This window comes from Ignatzschineria sp. RMDPL8A, from assembly GCF_029815055.1.
Taxonomy (GTDB): domain Bacteria; phylum Pseudomonadota; class Gammaproteobacteria; order Cardiobacteriales; family Wohlfahrtiimonadaceae; genus CALZBJ01.
This window is the reverse complement of sequence record NZ_JAPPWA010000002.1, coordinates 709,380-728,803: the sequence shown is the minus strand read 5'-3', so window position 1 is coordinate 728,803 and position 19,424 is coordinate 709,380. Positions and strand designations below refer to the sequence as shown.

The window sequence follows — 19,424 nt, the reverse complement described above, 5'->3', positions numbered from 1 at the left end:
TTATTGCACCTCTTTTCCGGTAATGGTATTTAAAAGTGCGAGCGCACGCCCTTCTCGAATCGAGGCTAACGCAGTGGCGGCATTCTCTTTTAAATCTTCATTGCCAAAGAGTTTTAACAGCATCGCCACATTGATGGCAACGGCATGTTCATGGGCTTCTGGTGCTCGTCCCTCAAGCATTTTAAGGAGCGAGGCACGGTTTTCATCGGGCGTACCGCCGACCAACATAGAGAGCGGATGGCTATTTAAACCAAAATCTTGTGGCACCACCTCATATTCATCGATCTTACCGCCATTAAGTTCCGCCACTTTCGTTGGCCCATGAAGCGCTACCTCATCAACCCCGCTACCATGCACCACCATTGCACGTTTATAGCCGAGAAGATTGAGCGTTTCCGCGATGGGACGGACGAGATCTTCGTGATAAACACCAATCAACGCATAAGGAGGACGTGCCGGGTTCACAAGGGGCCCGAGCACATTAAAGAGCGTCCGCGTGCCAAGCTCTGTACGAACGGGCGCCGCATGTTTAAAGCCTTCATGATATTGCGGTGCAAAGAGAAAGCAGATATTGTGCTCGTCCATCATTTTGCGTGATTCATTCGGCGTTGCTGCGAGATTCACTCCAAGTTTTGCTAAAAGGTCCGATGATCCTGTGAGGCTCGATACGGAGCGATTTCCATGTTTGGCAACTTTTACACCACAGCTTGCCGCAACAAGGGCACTCGCTGTTGAGATATTGACAGTGTTTGCCCCATCACCGCCGGTACCGACGATATCAGCAAACGCATAATCAGGACGGGGAAAGGGTTTGACCACTTCTAAAAAAGATTGGGCAGCGCCAGCGATCTCTTCAGGCGTTTCACCGCGAAGCTTCATACAGATGAGTGCTGCGGCAAGTTGAGAGTGCGTCAGCTCACCACGAGCGATGCTTGAAAACAACGTTTGGCTCTCGCCTAAAAAGAGACTTTCTGATTGGTAGAGTTTATTAAAAATTGCTTTCATGATTCGATTCCTTTTTTATCTCTCTGCGTACAAGTGGTGCGTTGGGTTGTCTGTTTAATGGTTGTCTAATTAAGCTGGGTTGTTTGGTTGCCCTTGGTGTTCAAGCAAAGGACTTACATTCGATTTGATGGGCATTTTGGGCCCGATTTGATTAAATTTTTGTCTCTTCCGAGGGGGTTGCTGCTCTGTTTACTTTATTTTGGGCATAAAAAAGCCCGCTGATTCAGCGGGCTATTGACGATATACGTGTCGTTTCTTCTTTTTTAGACGTGCACAGTTATATCTCCCGCTCCCGAGAGATTTGCCACCAAAAGTTAAAAGAAAAAACGTTGTTGTTCATTTTGAATGTCGTTCCAATAAAAAATTGAAGTTGTCTGATGCCTATTAGTTGTATATCTCTTTTTTATAAATGTCAAACTTTTTAATTTTCTGGTGAGATTTTAAGGATCTAGTTTACGCTTTTAAAGCGATCCTAACCTCATCAGAAACCTGCCATAGGCCTCTATAGATCCCAATCTATCGCAAACGTATGACCCTTTTATGACACGTTAAAACAAAGAGATGATGAGGGCGTGCCAATTGCTTGCATCATTCCCTCAATCATCCCGATGTCTCCTCCGTTAATCGGGATGTCTATACGCGTGAATAGGGTTCTAAACCGAGCGCCATACGACCGTTACGAGTTGCGATATTGATCGCTTCATCGATGTTGGTGTAACGGCAACCGGTGATGAGTAATTTAAGCTCTTCCCACATGTCTCCATCGGTAAAAGGAAGCATGTAGTCAGCGATATTATCGGTACCGACTGCAACGGGAATTCCTGCTTTAGCAAGCTCGTCCGCTGGGGTAATTGAGTTGCGCGTTGGACCTTGATCTTCACGGCGTGGGCTATCGATCCAAGCAAATGGGCAAGCAATCACCATCATTTGCGCTTCTAACATTTTTTTGTAGAGCATTTGACGATATTCTTCTGAATGCGCGGTAATGGAGATCGAGTGAATCGCTACCACTTTTCCGTTCATGCCGTGCTCGATGGTTTTATCGGTCAACATCTCGGTCTCTTTCTCGTCACATGAGTTAAATTGGTCAACGTGAACGTGCACCATTTTATCGAGCTTTTTACCGGTTTCCATCAATATATCGAGGTGTTTTAAGTCCATGCCTTCCCCATGATCGCGAAGGTCACGACGTGGTAAACCGCCGATAATATCCACTAAATCCGCCCCTTTATCGAACCAGTAACGCGCTTCTTTATCAATCACCCCTTTAAGCGTTTGATTCACAAGTTTTACCGTGATGTCATTTTTGTAGATTTCACGGGCTTTAAGGGCTGCGGTAATTGCGCGCTCTTCACAAATTGGGTCGATATCGATGAAACTTCCCACCGCGGCAACGCCCTGCTCGATCATACGCTCAAGCGCCATGCTAAAGTGACGATAGTAATCATCTTCGGTCATTTGTGATTTGATGCGATCTAAAGTGTCCCATTTTTCGATGAGCGTTTGGTTTTGATAGACCTCAAACCCTTCAAAGTCGATTGTGAACGCACGGTCACCATGCATATGCGCATTGACCCACCCGCCATTTTCTTGAATGCTGCGTAAGAGATGGGCTTTAAGGCTTTTGTTACGGGTATAGAAATCGTGATTTAAAATTTGTCGTGATTGTGCTAATGCGTTCATAATTTTTTCCTTTTTTTTGCAACTCATCGGGGTTGAAAAGTCGATTGATAATCGGTTTGTAAATTCTCTGGGCAAAAAAAAATCCCCCTATTAATAAAAGGAGGATTTTCTATAAAAACGGAAAAGAGAAAGAGCGATGGTCATCACCATGTCGCGTCGTTGTTGTGACAAAAAAAAAGCGGCTGGCTTCATTTTTTTCTCAATTCCTTATCGTTCATCTAAACAAAACGATCATTATTATAATGATTTTTTTTACGTTGACAAGCTTAATTTAACATCGTGTAAAATATAGTCAACAATATAGCCAACAAAAAATAGACCTAACGTCCTTGGAGCGATGGCTGTAATCCCCAGCTAAGCTTCTCTTTTAAGATGCTAAAAAAGCTGTATTCCAGCGGATGAATCAAGGTGATATCAAATTCATTGCTATGGATCGAGAGTCTATCTTCCTTTTTTAGAGTAAAGAGCTCTTGCCCATCGCAGGTGACATTGACCGGCTTTTCCATCGAGGGGTGATGTTGAATGGTAATCGCACTGCTCGATGGCAACACAATCGGACGATGGCTAAAGGTATGCGGACAGATCGGTGCAATTAAGATCGCGGGAAGCGTTGGATAGATAATCGGCCCGCCCGTTGAGAGCGAATAGGCCGTTGACCCTGTGGGCGTTGAGAAAATCAGCCCATCGGCACGGTAACTAGTTAGATATTCGCCATTGACGTTCACATCAAGTTCAATAAGGCGCGAGAGCTGGGTTTTATGAATCACCACATCATTCATCGCAAGCGACATCAACTCTTCATTGATGCGCATCGAGAGCAAAAAGCGATTTTCACGGGTATATTCCCCATTTAATATATTCTCAAGATTTTCACGCACCGCCTTTTGGTCAAGATCCACTAAAAACCCAAGATGACCGAGGTTCACCCCTAAAAGCGGAACATTGAGGGCATGGACTTTTCGCGCAATGCCTAAAAACGTACCATCACCCCCAAATACCATTAAAAGATCGCACGCGCCTAAACGCTGCATCACATTTTCAGGATAGGCCGTTGATCGATACGGCAAATTGTCGACTTCATAATAGCGACATCCATTATCGTCTAAAATTCGCTTCGTACGCTCAACCACCTCGCGCACTTCTGGGGAATTTTCATCGCTTAAGATGAGGCCAATATTTTGAAAATGTTTCATTTATTATGGTATTCTAAATTGTTTATGATGGTCTATAGCATAGCACTTTATCGAAATTTATAAAGCGCCGATTTCGCTTTAGCACAGCCGTTACAATAATTTAAAAATCGTGCATTTTTAAGGTTAACGACCTACCACCATTAAACAATTAAACGACTCAATAAAGTCTAGCCCTTCTTCGGTCTATTTTATTGTATGCCACTTACAATTAATGATTCACGCCGTTTAGATACTTAGGGAGGTATTAATGCGTAAAACCGTTTTTATGCTGTTCGGACTTCTACTGTTGCCACTCAGCGCACACGCCGATCAAGCTGCCAACTTTCAAGGAGAATTGCTCTCTCCAATCTGGGGAATCCCCTTCGCCGGAATTATCCTCTCCATCGCCCTCTTTCCCCTTTTTGCCCCTAAAGTTTGGGACGAAAATTTCGGAAAAATCACCCTTGCCTGGACACTGACTTTCTTCCTGCCATTAATCTATCAATATGGATTTAATACCGGGATGAGCATCTTTGTCGACGCGCTTTTTAGCGAATTTATCCCCTTTATTTTATTACTGCTGGTGCTCTTTGCAGCCTCTGGCGGAATCAATATTTCAGGGAATTTAGTCGCGAGCCCAAAGTTTAACGTAGGGATACTAGCCCTCGGCACCGTACTTGCCTCAGTGATGGGGACAACTGGCGCTGCAATGTTACTTATTCGCCCACTCTTACAAGCCAATCGCAATCGTAAATATCGTATGCACCTTGCGATCTTCTTTATCTTCTTAGTTGCCAACGTCGGTGGTGGGTTAACGCCGCTTGGGGATCCGCCACTCTTTCTTGGATTCTTAAACGGGATTGACTTTTTCTGGACGTTAAAATATATGTTCGGCCCGGTGCTGGTGATGTCTGGATTACTGCTTGCGCTCTTCTTTGTGATGGATACTTATCTATTCCGTAAAGAAGGTCTTAAGAAAAGTGATGAAAAGACCACCTTTATTATGATTGGAAAACTCAATTTCCTCATTATTTTAGGCGTTCTTTTAGGCATTATCGTATCAGGGACGTGGAATCCTGGCATTGAGTTTAAAATCTACGATACGACGCTCACCATTCAAGGCATCATGCGCGATCTTCTCTTTATTGTATTGACGCTTGTGTCGATGAAGATCACCTCGCGCGAGATTCGCCGTAGTAATAACTTTAACTGGTACCCCATTATTGAGGTGGCTAAACTCTTCTCAGGGATTTTTCTCACCATTGTTCCGGTCATTATGATTTTACAAGCCGGGGAAAATGGCGCGTTTGCAAAAATTATGGAAGTCACCCACGATGAGGCGGGCAATCCCATTAATGCGGTCTATTTCTGGGTGACCACCTTCTTATCGGCCTTCTTAGATAATGCGCCGACCTATCTTGTCTTCTTTAATATGGCGGCCGGTGACTTAAATGGCCCGGATGCTGCGCAATACTTGATGAATTCTGTGCCAACGACGCTTCTTGCGATCTCGATGGGTACGGTATTTACAGGGCCGCTCACCTATATCGGAAATGCGCCAAACTTTATGATCAAAGCGCTCGCTGAACAGGAGGGAATTAAAATGCCCTCCTTCTTTGGCTATATGTTCCGCGCGATGATCGTCTTAGTACCGGTCTATTTCCTCTTGATTTACCTCTTCTTGTAGCCGATAGTAGAGGATAAATTTTAAGAAGGTCTTATTCAAGAAACGAAGGCATTTAAAATTGAATCAAAAAGCTCATTTTTATGAGTAAAACCACCGAAAAGCGCTAGATTTTCTAGCGCTTTTTAGCGATAATCGATAAATTATCCATTTTCAACCATCAACCATAGAGGCAAATTAATATGTCGCTTTTAGTGCAAAAGTATGGCGGAAGTTCTGTCGCCAATATCGATCGCATCCAAAACGTCGCGCGTCGCGTGAAGAAGTTTAAAGATGCAGGACATGATTTAATCGTAGTTTTATCTGCAATGTCTGGCACAACCGACACCTTGATTAACCTTGCCCGCTCTCTCTCAAAAACTCCGCTTGAGCGTGAATTTGACGCACTCGTTGCGACCGGCGAACAAGTGAGCATTTCACTTTTATCGATCGCTCTTCATGAGATGGGCATTAAGGCAAAATCCTATAACGGAAATCAAGCGAAAATCTTAACCGACCATGTTCACACCAAAGCGCGCATTATTAATATTGACCCAAGCACCATTCAACAAGATTTAGACGATGGCTATGTGGTGGTGGTCGCTGGTTTCCAAGGGGTGACCGATGACGGCGCCGTAACCACACTCGGACGTGGTGGCTCAGATACTACAGCGGTGGCCTTAGCTGCTACCTTTGGCGCAGAAGAGTGCCAAATTTATACCGATGTGGACGGCGTTTATACCACCGACCCACGCATCGAACCGAAAGCAAAACGTCTCACCAAACTCAGTTTTGAAGAGATGCTTGAACTGGCGAGCCTTGGCTCAAAAGTATTACAAATTCGCTCCGTCGAATTGGCGGCTAAATATAATGTGCCCATTCGCGTACTATCATCATTACTAGAAGAAGGAGAAGGTACCTTGATCACTACAGAAGAAGAAATCGGCATGGAAGCGGCCATCATTTCCGGCATCGCCATCAACAAAAATGAAGCACAAATTACTGTGCTTGGCGTGCCTGATCGTCCCGGCATTGCATTCGATCTATTGGGCGAAATTAGCTCGGCCAACATCGAAGTGGACATGATTGTACAAAACATTAGTCAAGATGAGACCACGGATTTCACCTTCACGGTAGGCGCTGTGGATTACGATAAAGCAATGACCATCTCCGAAGCGACGGCAAAACGCATCGGCGCACGCAAAGTACTCGGCAATGAAGAGATCGTAAAAATCTCGCTGGTTGGCCTTGGTATGCGCTCACACGCGGGCGTTGCAAGTAAAATGTTCAGAGCGCTTGCCGATGAGAAAATTAACATCCACATGATCTCCACCTCTGAGATTAAGATTTCTGTTGTGATCGATACCAAGTATACTGAGCTTGCGACGCGCACCCTGCACGATGTGTTTGGGCTCGACCAATTAGAACACTAAACTCAACTTGATTTAAACGCATTATGACACGACTGATTCATCGCCCACTATTCCTTACAACCGCTCTGCTCCTCGCGCTTAGCTCAAGCCCTGCCCTTGCTGAAAAATCGGCAACAAACGGCTCAAGCAATCCGAAGCAAGACGCACCGGCACCGGATGAAAAAACGGTAGAAGTGAATGATCTTCTCACCGTTACCATCAAAGGAATTCGCGATGAATTGGCGTATCAAAATGCCTATAACGCCACCTCGCTCAATTTTATCGATCCCGATGAGATGGATAATGAACTTCGCCTTCGCTGGCTCTTTAATCAAGGCAAAGAGGAGATTTTAACCTCGCTCGAGCCCTTTGGTTACTATAAAGCGAAAGTCTCAAGCTCGCTTGCCTATCAAGGCGGAAAATGGGTGGCCATTTATAATGTCACCCCCGGCGAGGCCATTCCGCTCACCAAAGTGAACATCAATTTAAGCGGCGCTGGTAATGATAACTGGCTATTAAAACGCATTGCCGAACGCACCGAAATTAAAGAGGGTGATGCGCTTCAGCATGAGGCGTATGAGGAGACCAAAAGTAAGCTGCTTGAAAATGCTTTGGAACGGGGGTATTTTGATGCCGAATACACTCAGCATGAGATTATCGTCGACCTTGATCGCTATCGTTCAAGCGTCAATCTCAATCTCGATACCGGTGAGCGTTACCGCATTCGTGATGTAAAGTTTACGACCGATTATTTCGATGAAGAATTTCTCCAACGCTTTGCGCAATTTAAACAGATGAGCCCCCGCATTGATCCACGCGCCTACTCCGATACCAAAATGGAGCGCATTCAATCGTACCTCAATAGCACCACCTATTTTGATGCCGTTGTGGTGTCGCGCACCGTCGATCATGATACCCATGAAGTGGATCTTGAATATGACCTCAAACGTCGTAAACAGCGCACTTTTATGGGCGGCGTTGGATACAGTACCGACATTGGCGCCAAAATTATGGGCGCGATGAATTGGCACTATATTAATCAATATGGGCACATGCTCTCAACGGATCTGCTCCTTGCGCAGAAAAAGCGTGATGGTGAGATTCGCTACACCGTCCCAGGGAAAGAGCCGTGGCGGGATTTTTATCATTTTTATACCAAATACGCCTTTGAAGATACCTCCAATAAGGATTACACCACCTTTGTGATTGGAGCCGCGCTTGAGCGCAAACGCTTCCAATACACTTACGGTTACGCGCTCGATTATCAGCACGACCGCTTCCGCTCACTCAATGGTGACAAACAGCGGGTAAATCTCATTATTCCATCAATTTACGGTGAATGGCGCACATTAAGTACACTCCGATTTGATCGCGCAGGGTTTAAAGTGGATGGTATGCTCCGTGGCTCGATGTTTTTAGGGGATGTGGATTTTATTCAAGCGCGTCTCCGCGGGATCTATCACCTTCCCATCAATGATCGCAATCGCCTAATTTTACGCGGTGAGATCGGCCACACCTTTATTAAAAGTGAGGACTTAGAAAAACTTCCGCCTAGTTTGCGTTTTTACGCCGGTGGAGATAACTCCGTGCGAGGCTATAAATACGATGGGATTGGTGAATATGGCTACAATGGTGATGTGGTTGGCGGAAAAAAACTCATGGTATTAAGTACCGAGCTTGAGCATAAACTCTCCGATGATTTTGCCGTTGCCGGATTTGTCGATGCTGGGGATGCCTTTAATCACGGCAAGCCTAATCTAAAATTTGGCGCCGGCGCCGGAATTCGCTGGTATTCCCCCATTGGTTCAGTCCGTTTTGACATTGCCCATGGCTTTAATAAAGAATTTGGCGAAACCTATCGTCTCCACTTGACGATTAGCGCCGATTTTTAATCCCTCAAAGGACTCCGTATGACAGCAAAACCTGATTGGTATGATGCGGTATTTGCACGTTATCAAGAGATGCTCAACCGCTATGATCATCTCTATTTAGCCCTGAGTGCCGGCGTTGATTCCAATCTGTTACTCCACTTTTTGTATACCTATAAAGAAACGTTACCCCCGATTTCAACGTTTCATGTAAATCACAATTGGCATGGCGATTATTCTTATCTCTGGGCGGATTTTGCACGAGAACGCGCTCAAGCATACGGCTTCCCCCACCACCATTTTGAACTTAATTTCCCTGCCGTTGAAAACAAAACCCTGGAAGCGGAAGGCCGTGAAGCGCGCTATGAAATGATGGCCAATGCCATGGTGGATAATAGTCTATTACTCACCGCCCATCACCGCTCGGATCAAGCTGAAACTCTTTTCCATCGCCTGCTCCGCCGTTCAGGATTGAAAGGCATGGGCGCAATGCGCGATCACACAACGCTTCACTTTAATCACTGCGAGGTCGAAATTTTACGGCCTCTTTTATCAATCTCAAAAGTAACGCTCTACGAAACAGCGCGCACGCATAATATCCCTTGGCTCGAGGATTACACCAATCACGATATTGATGTGACCCGCAATATGATCCGCAATGGCATCTTCCCGAAAGTAGCGGAATTTTTCCCCGATTATGAAGCGGCCTTTTATCAAACCTCGCTCTTTTTACAAGAAGCTCAAGATCTCCACGATGAGATCGCAACGACCGATTTTACTCGGTTAAACACGGATCTTAATCTCCCTAAAGAGAGCCTTTGTTATTCAAAGCTTAGAGAGCTATCCCGCGCACGGATTCGGAATCTCATCCATTTTTGGCTCGGCAAATTTGGATTATCGCTCAATCCTGATCAATTTGAGAGATTTTATCAAAGCTATATTGAGACGGAAACCACTACGCAATCGCGCTTTATTATCGGCCCCTATACGCTTTTTTATTTTGATGATGCACTGACATTGATTGATACAAAACAGCTCACCTGTACCCCGAGTCTCAATTGGATGCCCGCTCCCAATATGCCAAGTCAAACGGTGTGGGATTCACTCAACCCTGAACTTGTCAAACGTCCGAATGGTGCGCGCTTTCATCCCATTTATCGCGATAAAAGCCAAACGCTTAAGAAGCTACTCCAAGAAAACAATGTCCCGCCTTGGATTCGGGAAAATTTATGGGTACTGCGTAACCAAGAAACCCATGAGATCTATTGGGTTCAAAGCCTTGGGATCGCTAAATCCCTTGCACCGCATATCACCGCAACCGGCGTGACTCCGACTCTCAAGATGGATTAAATCCAAGCATGAAAAAAGCAGTGCCCAATCCGTGGAAACACTGCTTAGCCTGTGAATCGAGTCATAGATCCCTTTCTCTATTGGTTATCTGTCCGTTAAATCATACAAGGAAGCGGCTCATCTTCAAACGAGAGTTCCAAAAATTCCTCTTTAAAGGCCGCAAGCGGATCACTCACTGCGATTAAGTTGATCAGACGAAAGAGGCCTGATACATCAAATAAATTATCCGCAAGATCGCCCGATAACCATTTCTCCACTAAATTTCCTTGATCGATGTAATAAGGTGCTGCTGCTTGATAGGCAACATTCGAGAGCATATTCACTTCAAACAGAAAATTTAAATCTTCTTCAAAGTTTTGCCCCATGCCGCCAAGGTAACGCAGATATCGCCCGATCACGGCATGAATGAGCGCCACCGACGCACGGGGTGAATAGCTATAGACTTGCATCGCATCGATATAATCGCGCGAAATATCACGAGGGAGCATTTCAGAGGGAGAGGACCATTCAAAGAGCACATCGCTCTCTTCTTTCATCGGGAGCAGATCTAAAATATTATCAATGTCATCACCACGGGCGACCATCCACGCCGATTCTATCTCACATTTTGGGCAAATCGACATACCAAAATCCACCTGATACTCTTGCGGGCGCCCTTTAAAGACCACCATTTCACTATACAGATGTTGAAAATAGCCCTCTACCACCTGCTCGTGACAATGCGGACAAAAATAGCTACTCTTTTTAGTTATGTTGACTGATTTCGCTCTCTGTGCATGTTGCATAATGCTCTCCAATATCGTTCTACGCTAATTTAAGTGTCTTGACATCATCCTCTTAATCAATATTCGATTAATAATTAATGACATTAATCAATATTTAACCAGAAAGGATAGTATTATATTTCAAATGGTTATGTCAAATCGTTTTAATTAATATCACCTTATCTATAACACCACACTTGTCGACTATATATGAATTCCTAAGATGTAAAATTGACGTGTATCAGCTCTCATTTTTGATTATAGAAATGTAATGAAAGCGCTACAGAATGGTCTTTATGCAAAAAATTTTATAGATAGATCAACCTCCCTTAACGTAAACATCACACGCAAAAAGAAACCCCATGAATATTATGTTAACCACAATACTCATGGGGTTTTAATTTTAGCTTAATAATGAGTTATATAATCAAACTAAATGCGATAAAAACTCACTTAAAACTCGATATTTTCCTCTTTTGCCTTCTCAAACAGATAGGTGAGCCAGTGCGCTGAGATGATATCTAAGAGACGATTTTGTCCGGTACGTGCGGCGAGGTTATCAAGATCCACCGATTTAAGCGGCTGATCTTGCCCTGCACAGGTGAAGACCGCTTTGGTGCGCTCGCCCGTTTCAGGATCGACTTGCCACTGCAGACACTGTCCGCAAACGCCCTTCATCATACACTGCATCGGACTACCGATGGTGCCGGTAATCTCGAGATCTTCTTTGAAGATATCCGCAAGTTTACCGCCCGCTGAGAGCTCGGTTTGCAATCCTTTAAGAAGGCCGGTTGAACCCATCGCCATTAAGCGATCGACGCTCATGGTATCAAGGTCGCCGCTTGCATTGAGATCTTGCATCAGTTTGATCATATCCCACGCTTCAACACTGCGGTCTTGAGGACGACGTGGCGTGATTTTCTCTCCGCGCTGTACACACCAGATAATCTGATCCGCACCCGCTTCAAGCTCATCCATATGATCCACATCTTCTTTTTGACCCATCGCCGCAAGGTAGATCACCTTATTACCCGCCTCACGGAGTGCGACCCCAATATCGAGCATTACCGCCGCGCCCCAACGCCCTGCCACAACGAGAATCGTTTTCCCGCTTGGAAGATCGGTCGGCGCCCCGGTAGGTCCGGCTAAAATCACCGGATCGCCCGCTTTAAGGTGCGGAATTAAGCGCTGGCCGGTTCCCCATTGGAAGACTAACAGGCGAATTGAATCCTCTGTCGCGCCCGTTCCTGAAACGGTTAAGAGCGGAATCTGCATGCGCGTTCCTTCCACAACTTCTGAGTGTTGCTCAAAGGTCTGCATACGGAAGAATTGACCAGGCTTGAAGTTTTTCGCGGCCATCGGCGCTTTTACCCAAACTTCAGCCATGGTGGGATTACTGCTATCGATTGATTTAATCGTCGCCACTAAGCCTTGACGCAAAAACGCGCTCAGCTCATCATTCGATACCGTGTTATCCGGAAGTGCTTCGAGCGCTTCCATCACTTTTTCCGATGAACGCTTCGCACTTGCGATCGCTTTTACCACGTTTCCGTTAAAGGTTGGGTGCGTATCGCCAATGTAAGAGACGCGTTTATCGCCATCGCGATAGGAGGTGAAGGGTGCAAACTCATCTTTTGGCGTACTCTCCCAATCCACTTCAATCTTCTTACCATCGATATCAAATCCTTGGAAATGGTTATCCGCTTCAATCTCGAGCGAGCCTTTATGCTCGTTCGCGTAGATGGTATTGGGCGAGGTTCCTGCAGCCACTAATACGCAACGCGCCGGCACCTTGACCACCTCATCATTTTTAGTAAAACGAATCGATTCCACGTGACCATATTTATCAAGATCCACCCCTTGCGGATTGAGCTCTTCACCAAAGTGAATGCCCTCTTCAAAGGCTTTAATGATCTCTTCATGATTGAGGCGATAAGCAGGCGATTCCTCCATGGTACGGCGATACGCAATCATCACGCCACCCCATTTTTGAATGAGCGGGGTAAAGTTTGGCATCTCTTTCATGCCTTCCGCGCGCGAACGCTCCTCACGGACTTCGCGGCCATGGGCTAAAAATTCCGTTAATGTATCATTATCTTCAGGGGATAAATTCTCGCGAATTTTCGCTTCACCTAAGATCTCTACACGGCGAAGCACTTTTTCCACCTGTTTAATATAGTAGGCTTGCACTTCTGTTGCGGTATCGATCGCGGTAAGTCCGCCCCCGATCACAACGGCCGGAAGACGCACTTGAAGCGTTGCAAGTGATGTCGCTTTTGCCGCGCCGGTTAATTGCATCGCCATTAAGAAATCAGAGGCTTGTTTCATCCCTTTTGCGAGCGAATTTTCAATTTTAAGGACGCGCGGTAAACCTGCTCCCACCGCCATTGAAACGTGGTCAAAGCCAAGTTCAAAGGCATCTTCGAGCATCATCGTACCGCCTAGGCGAATCCCGCCATAAATATCGATATTTTGACGACGCGCCAAGGTTAAATAGATCAGTTTAAGGAAGTTTTTATCCCAGCGCACGGTGATTCCATATTCCGCAACCCCACCAAATCCGTAGAGGATACGCTCATCGAGATTTTCTTCTAAAGACGACCACTCTTTGACGGGATTATCAAGCAATTCTTGTGGAAGCGGTTCAATTTTAAGCCCATCCACCCCAGCAACATAACAGCCCGCTTGCGAGAGATAATGCGCCATGGTAAAGCCCGCAGGCCCCATTCCCGCAACGAGTACTTTACGATTATTAGGATCTGCTGGTAGATATCCTTCACGTTTTAGAGGATTCCAGCGCGCGAGAATATCGTATAACTCAACACCCCAAGGAAGATCGAGAACGGTGGTTAAAATATTGGTTTCAATTTGTGGAATGTTAACCGGCTCTTGACGCTGATAGATACAGGATTTCATACAGTCATTACAGATACGATGCCCGGTCGCCGGTGCCATCGGGTTTTCCACCATCATAATGGCAAGCGCCCCGATGGAGAATCCATCTTTCTCAAGGCGTTGCATCTCGGAGATTTTCTCTTCAAGCGGACAACCGACTAACGGTTTTCCAAGTGGGCCATCTCTAAAACCTAATTCAGGCTCACCCTTTTTCGTCGGGAAGCCAATGCTACAGAAATCCCCATCATGATCGTGACAATATTTACAATAGGCAATTTCACTCGCCACTTCGCGTTTATCCATGCGGTGATCAGTAAGTGCAAAGCCATCACGACGACGATTTGGGCGCGTACCGATTTTAACGGGAATGCCCTGAAAGCTCGCCTCTTTAGTATCAACTAATGCGGTATGATCAACGCGTTCTGGGAATTTAAAGGTGACCCAATCTTTAACGCGCTCTTGTCCGCGGGGATCGTTTAACGCTAAATACCCCCACTGAAAAATCGCCTCTTCTTCGGGCGAGCCGGCTTCTAATGTAAGCGCATAACGAGCAACGCGATCTTCTAAACGTTCGCTTGAATTGCCGTCAATTTTCCCAAGGAGCATTGTATGATGCGTTTCAAAATCGCCCTCGACTTCGCGACGATAGCGACGTGCGCCCCGCTGTATAAAGCGCTCTTTAAACGCCATCAATGCTTTATGTTCTTCAGCAACGTCAATCAGTTTTTTGGTTTCGTCACTGATGCCAAATGTCTCTGATAAAAATTGGTTTAACTGCTCCCCAAGTTTGATCTGGAATTCAGATTCTTCCATCTCACTCATCGGCAGGTTGCCCATGCGCCATTTTTGGAGCGCTTCAAGAAGGTCTGCGGGTAAAAAATCGCAATATTGCTGATCTAAGGTTCGCAATCCCTCTAAGGTTTGTAGCTGTTTGAAAGAGAGCCCTTTTTGGCTCAACATCTTATCTAATGACATACCCTATCCTTCTCTATCAATAAATATAAAACCGATTAATGCGCACTATTATACAGAGAAACCCCGTATTTAATAACGTTATAGATCAACATCTCTACGTTAATCGGAAAATCCCCGCCGATAGAGCGCTTGCCGGCGTTTAATCGGATCATCTTGCCTAATTTTACGTTCTGCGACCTCTCGGGCACTCTCCCAATCGATCTCAGCAAATGCCTCATCAATCGCATTCCCGGGAATGTCGTGATAACCAAGCTCATAACGTGTACGAATCGGCCCGTAACCAAGATCGGCCCGGTTTTTTGAATAACTGTAAGCAAATCGCTCAAGACTTAAATAGTTGAGCTCTTTAAAGCGCGCAATCAGCCGATCCGCCAACCAATCCGGACAGCCTCGCTGCGTCAATTTTTCCATCATCTCAACGGCACTATGCTCTCGTCTGACTAAAAAATTGAGCCCGCGCTGATACCAATATTTCTCAAACTCCTCGCGCTCTTCCTCCGGAATTGCTGATTCTCCCGCATGCCCATATTGAGTAAATGGATGCGGTTCTCGCGTCTTCCGGCGTTTTTTAGCGGAGGCTTCATCGCCCCAAGGATTATCCGTTTTGTAGATCATGGAGTCGTTTTTCTCTCTTTTCCCGTTCGGTCTGTTTAAAGCGCTTATTCTCTTCATGAAGCCATGCACTGATCGCTTGAATTTTAGACGAGATATCGGGATTGGGCGCTTCGGAAGGTTTCCCGAGCACTTTTACTTTTTCATGCCGGCGTTTTTCAGCTTTGGAGAGCATCGGCACCGAGGTGACATCAAAGAGCGCTTCGAGCTCCTCTTGATAATGGAGATCATCGGGATTTTGCGGAATCACTTTCACTTTAAAGGGCGGCACGCGCCAGGTTTTTTGCGAGACTTTATTGAGATGCTTTTCAAGGGAATCGCGAATCTCTTTTTCATAGAAACGAAACACATTGGCAAACTCCGCTTTTCGCGCACCGATCACCCAATAACGCCGGCCGATCGTATAGATATAGAGCTGGCCTTTAAGGGGCGGTTGCAACATATTTTGAAACAGAGGCTCCACATACGACAGCTGTAACGAGCGACGCACCGCAATGGCGATTTCGCGGATCTCCACACGTTTCCGCCCGATCTGCCCAATCACCCGTTTTTCATTACGAATTCGCCCACCGCGCACCTTATACTCTTTTTCATCCAGTTTTCGGCGCGGGACGATCTCGTTATCCCAGCTATTTTCAGCTTCTTTCATTGTATCCTTGTTCCCGATTCAGTAAAATGTAGTTATTGTGTAGTTTTACATTTTTAATCACGCAATAATCGTATTTACGTTATCATATAGCCCATTTTATGCGAACCACTCAAAATTTAAGAGGATAATCTTTAAGATGTCATTAGTTCACCGTTTCGGTCGTTACCTCGTCTTTATCGGCGTTCTCGCCTTTACATTATATGGGATTTTCTTTCTCAAACCTACAACCACCAATCTTATTTTAGTCTCAATTACGGCAATTTTGACGATTATTGGCGTTGTCGACATGATGCAAGATACTTATGCCGTACGAAAAAACTACCCGGTGATCGGGAATCTGCGTTATCTTCTGAAACATTTTAGATCTGAAATTCGCCAATATTTTATCGAGGCCGACAACGAAGCGGTACCCTTTACCCACCACGAACGCAATCTTGTCTATGCGCGTGCCCGCAATCTCAAAGCCGATTCCAGCATCGCTTTTGGAACGCTCGAAGATGTTTATAAACCGGGGTATCAGCATATCACCCATTCAATGACGCCGGTTCCGGCGCCCGATCCCAACACCTTCCGCATTACCATCGGCAATAAAGCCTGCTCGCAGCCCTACTCAGCATCGATTTTAAATATCTCAGCCATGAGTTTTGGCGCGCTCAGTTCTCGCGCGGTGGAATCCTTAAACGGCGGCGCGAAACTTGGTAACTTCTTCCACGATACCGGCGAAGGCGGCATCAGTATTTATCACAAAAAACATGGGGGCGACCTTGTGTGGGAACTCGGCAGTGGCTATTTTGGATGCCGTACCGATGATGGGCATTTCGATCCTGAAAAATTTGCCAAACAAGCCTCTCTTGAGCAGGTAAAAATGATCGAAATTAAGATCAGCCAAGGGGCAAAACCTGGCCATGGCGGTGTACTTCCCAAAGATAAAATCACCCCTGAAATTGCCGAAGCTCGCGGTGTTCCGCAAGATCGCGACTGTATCTCACCTTCCAATCATAGCGCCTTTAGTACGCCGGTTGAACTGCTTGAATTTATCCAGCAACTGCGTGAACTCAGCCTTGGAAAACCCGTTGGATTTAAGCTCTGCGTGGGCCATCCTTGGGAGTTTATGGCAATTGCAAAAGCGATGATTAAAACCGGTATTGTGCCAGACTTTATCGTAGTAGATGGTAAAGAAGGCGGCACGGGATCTGCGCCGATCGAATTTGCCGACCATATCGGCATGCCGCTTCAAGAGGGGCTTTTATTTGTCCATAACGTCTTAACTGGGGTGGGGCTGCGCGATCAAATTAAAATTGGTGCGAGCGGTAAAATTATCACCGCCTTTGACATCACTCGCATTCTCGCAATGGGAGCGGACTGGGTTAACTCTGCCCGTGGATTTATGTTTGCGCTTGGGTGCATTCAATCGCGCTCATGCCATACCAATACCTGCCCAACGGGGATTGCAACGCAAGATCCGATTCGCCAACATTCCCTTGTGGTGAAAGATAAAAAAGTCCGTGTAGCCAACTTCCACAAAAATACGCTTCACGCACTCTCTGAGATTCTTTCATCGGCCGGCGTCTCTCATCCGCAAGATCTGCTCCCGCAACATTTGAGTCTGCGCACCACTGAAAATGAGGTTCGACTCTTCTCAAATACGCACTACTACATCAAAAAAGGCGCGCTCCTTGATGGCACCGCCGACAGTGTTTACTACAACAACATCTGGGAGATTGCCCAAACCGATAGCTTCCAACCCAACACCAAAGCGATGTAGTTAACGCTAAAATTTCATCTAAATAGACAAAAGCCCCAATCTGACAAACACGTCGGTTGGGGCTTTTAGTGTCTATTATTAACTGCCTATTTAAACGTCTTTAACAGATAGATCGTAAGCAGCACCACAAGTGCCGGCACGACAAATATTTTTAGATTCTTATAAAGATAGCGCCACACAATAATAATGGTATCCATCGTTTTCTCTCCCTTGGTTTTATTGATTGCTTCTTATTGGTTTGAATATAGTGTCCACCTCTATTAAACCAGATTAGTTGATGGGTGGATACATCTTGTTCAGACGAGTATTTTGATTGTTCTGGTCAGTATGATTGTGGTGTTTTATGAGCACCTCTTTCTCATCCATAAACCGCCTATTCGGCGGGTAACAATAATTCTAGCGGTAGTGTTCAAATTTCAACTTTCTAAGCCGCCTATTCGGCGGGTAACATATCCATAAACGGGTAACTGTTTTGACCTTTTTTCTAAGCCGCCTATTCGGCGGGTAACAAAATAGATGGTTCTAAATCAACTCCGATTAATTTCTAAGCCGCCTATTCGGCGGGTAACCGCTTGAGTTTATGGAGCTGTTTGGTTTCGAATTTCTAAGCCGCCTATTCGGCGGGTAACCTTCTTTTCTGTTTCGAGCTTACCCGTCCAGTTTTCTAAGCCGCCTATTCGGCGGGTAACTGTCTGAAGTTGTATTAGTTCTCATTTCTGAATTTCTAAGCCGCCTATTCGGCGGGTAACATACAGCGCCGTTCCGTTCGCGCACGACTCAATTTCTAAGCCGCCTATTCGGCGGGTAACAGAACAGAGAGATTGAATATGACGCTCGATAATTTCTAAGCCGCCTATTCGGCGGGTAACAGTATATCAAGTCAATTAATACAGGCCATCAATTTCTAAGCCGCCTATTCGGCGGGTAACTCTTACCGAATCGAGATTACTTGATAACTAAATTTCTAAGCCGCCTATTCGGCGGGTAACGATTGGATTGCTCCAAAGCTGTAATGAAGTGCTTTCTAAGCCGCCTATTCGGCGGGTAACTATTGCTTTTACGAAAAAAAGAACCGCTTTATTTTCTAAGCCGCCTATTCGGCGGGTAACTGATTGCATGGGTTTTGTGATTGATCGCCATGTTTCTAAGCCGCCTATTCGGCGGGTAACCCATCCTGAAGAGTTTCATGGAAGGCTGGCGGTTTCTAAGCCGCCTATTCGGCGGGTAACGGCCGTTTAGATAAGCTGAGATTAACTGCTTATTTCTAAGCCGCCTATTCGGCGGGTAACTTCGGGGGTTTTTTACGTTTCAAGCTTTAACGTTTCTAAGCCGCCTATTCGGCGGGTAACATTCAGCGGTTAAAATTGAGAATGTCGAGTCTTTTCTAAGCCGCCTATTCGGCGGGTAACTGTATCAATGTACCCAGTGCGGTGAAGAGTATTTTCTAAGCCGCCTATTCGGCGGGTAACGCTCTGAAAGCTTCTGCAAAGATTATTTGTTATTTCTAAGCCGCCTATTCGGCGGGTAACAGTTAATTTTGATTGGGATGACTTTGATAATTTTTCTAAGCCGCCTATTCGGCGGGTAACATGGAGTCAAAAAAAACCCCAT

At 45.7% G+C, this 19,424-nt stretch carries 12 protein-coding genes, 1 CRISPR repeat array and 1 other annotated feature (1 of these 14 only partly in view); of the genes, 5 read left to right on the top strand and 7 right to left on the bottom strand.

The features are described 5' to 3' along the window. From trpD to OXI21_RS04855, 3 genes are all read right to left on the bottom strand, one after another. Positions 1-1,005: an anthranilate phosphoribosyltransferase gene (gene trpD, locus OXI21_RS04865; protein WP_279618438.1), complete on the bottom strand. Its 1,005-nt coding sequence runs from the start codon at positions 1,003-1,005 to the stop codon at positions 1-3. Positions 1,006-1,210: 205 nt separating this feature from the next. After that, positions 1,211-1,321 (bottom strand) — a sequence feature (Trp leader region). Between the two features lie 317 nt (positions 1,322-1,638). After that, positions 1,639-2,688, bottom strand: coding sequence for an amidohydrolase family protein (locus OXI21_RS04860; protein ID WP_279618437.1), 1,050 nt, complete (start codon positions 2,686-2,688; stop codon positions 1,639-1,641). A 320-nt stretch (positions 2,689-3,008) separates the two neighbouring features. Next, positions 3,009-3,881, bottom strand: coding sequence for an NAD(+)/NADH kinase (locus OXI21_RS04855; protein ID WP_279618436.1), 873 nt, complete (start codon positions 3,879-3,881; stop codon positions 3,009-3,011). Positions 3,882-4,128: 247 nt separating this feature from the next. On the opposite strand from OXI21_RS04855, the gene OXI21_RS04850 reads away from it, so the two are divergent. The 4 genes from OXI21_RS04850 to tilS all read left to right on the top strand — a co-directional run bounded on the left by OXI21_RS04850 (position 4,129) and on the right by tilS (position 10,153). Further along, positions 4,129-5,547: a sodium:proton antiporter gene (locus OXI21_RS04850; RefSeq protein ID WP_279618435.1), complete on the top strand. Its 1,419-nt coding sequence runs from the start codon at positions 4,129-4,131 to the stop codon at positions 5,545-5,547. Between the two features lie 179 nt (positions 5,548-5,726). After that, positions 5,727-6,956: an aspartate kinase gene (locus OXI21_RS04845; RefSeq protein ID WP_279618434.1), complete on the top strand. Its 1,230-nt coding sequence runs from the start codon at positions 5,727-5,729 to the stop codon at positions 6,954-6,956. A gap of 23 nt (positions 6,957-6,979) precedes the next feature. Next, entirely contained in the window at positions 6,980-8,827 is a 1,848-nt protein-coding gene (locus OXI21_RS04840) for a BamA/TamA family outer membrane protein (protein WP_279618433.1), read from the top strand. An 18-nt stretch (positions 8,828-8,845) separates the two neighbouring features. Next, the gene (gene tilS, locus OXI21_RS04835) at positions 8,846-10,153 is read left to right on the top strand and encodes a tRNA lysidine(34) synthetase TilS (RefSeq protein ID WP_279618432.1); all 1,308 of its coding nucleotides are present in this window, start codon (positions 8,846-8,848) and stop codon (positions 10,151-10,153) included. A 95-nt stretch (positions 10,154-10,248) separates the two neighbouring features. Here tilS and OXI21_RS04830 read toward each other — a convergent pair whose 3' ends face one another. From OXI21_RS04830 to OXI21_RS04815, 4 genes are all read right to left on the bottom strand, one after another. Further along, complete coding sequence (locus OXI21_RS04830) at positions 10,249-10,938, bottom strand: hypothetical protein (protein ID WP_279618431.1); 690 nt, start codon at positions 10,936-10,938, stop codon at positions 10,249-10,251. A gap of 432 nt (positions 10,939-11,370) precedes the next feature. Next, positions 11,371-14,787, bottom strand: a complete 3,417-nt coding sequence (locus tag OXI21_RS04825; protein ID WP_279618430.1) for an FAD-dependent oxidoreductase — start codon at positions 14,785-14,787, stop codon at positions 11,371-11,373. Positions 14,788-14,886: 99 nt separating this feature from the next. Next, the gene (locus tag OXI21_RS04820) at positions 14,887-15,402 is read right to left on the bottom strand and encodes a regulatory protein RecX (protein ID WP_279618429.1); all 516 of its coding nucleotides are present in this window, start codon (positions 15,400-15,402) and stop codon (positions 14,887-14,889) included. Beyond that, the gene (locus tag OXI21_RS04815) at positions 15,383-16,048 is read right to left on the bottom strand and encodes a hypothetical protein (protein ID WP_279618428.1); all 666 of its coding nucleotides are present in this window, start codon (positions 16,046-16,048) and stop codon (positions 15,383-15,385) included. Before OXI21_RS04815 ends, OXI21_RS04820 begins: the two co-directional genes overlap by 20 nt. A gap of 136 nt (positions 16,049-16,184) precedes the next feature. Between OXI21_RS04815 and OXI21_RS04810 the strand changes: the two genes are divergently transcribed. Continuing rightward, complete coding sequence (locus tag OXI21_RS04810) at positions 16,185-17,813, top strand: FMN-binding glutamate synthase family protein (RefSeq protein ID WP_279618427.1); 1,629 nt, start codon at positions 16,185-16,187, stop codon at positions 17,811-17,813. A 361-nt stretch (positions 17,814-18,174) separates the two neighbouring features. Next, a CRISPR array of direct repeats spans positions 18,175-19,424; the repeat unit is 28 nt; unit sequence TTTCTAAGCCGCCTATTCGGCGGGTAAC; it runs 1,658 nt beyond the window's last position.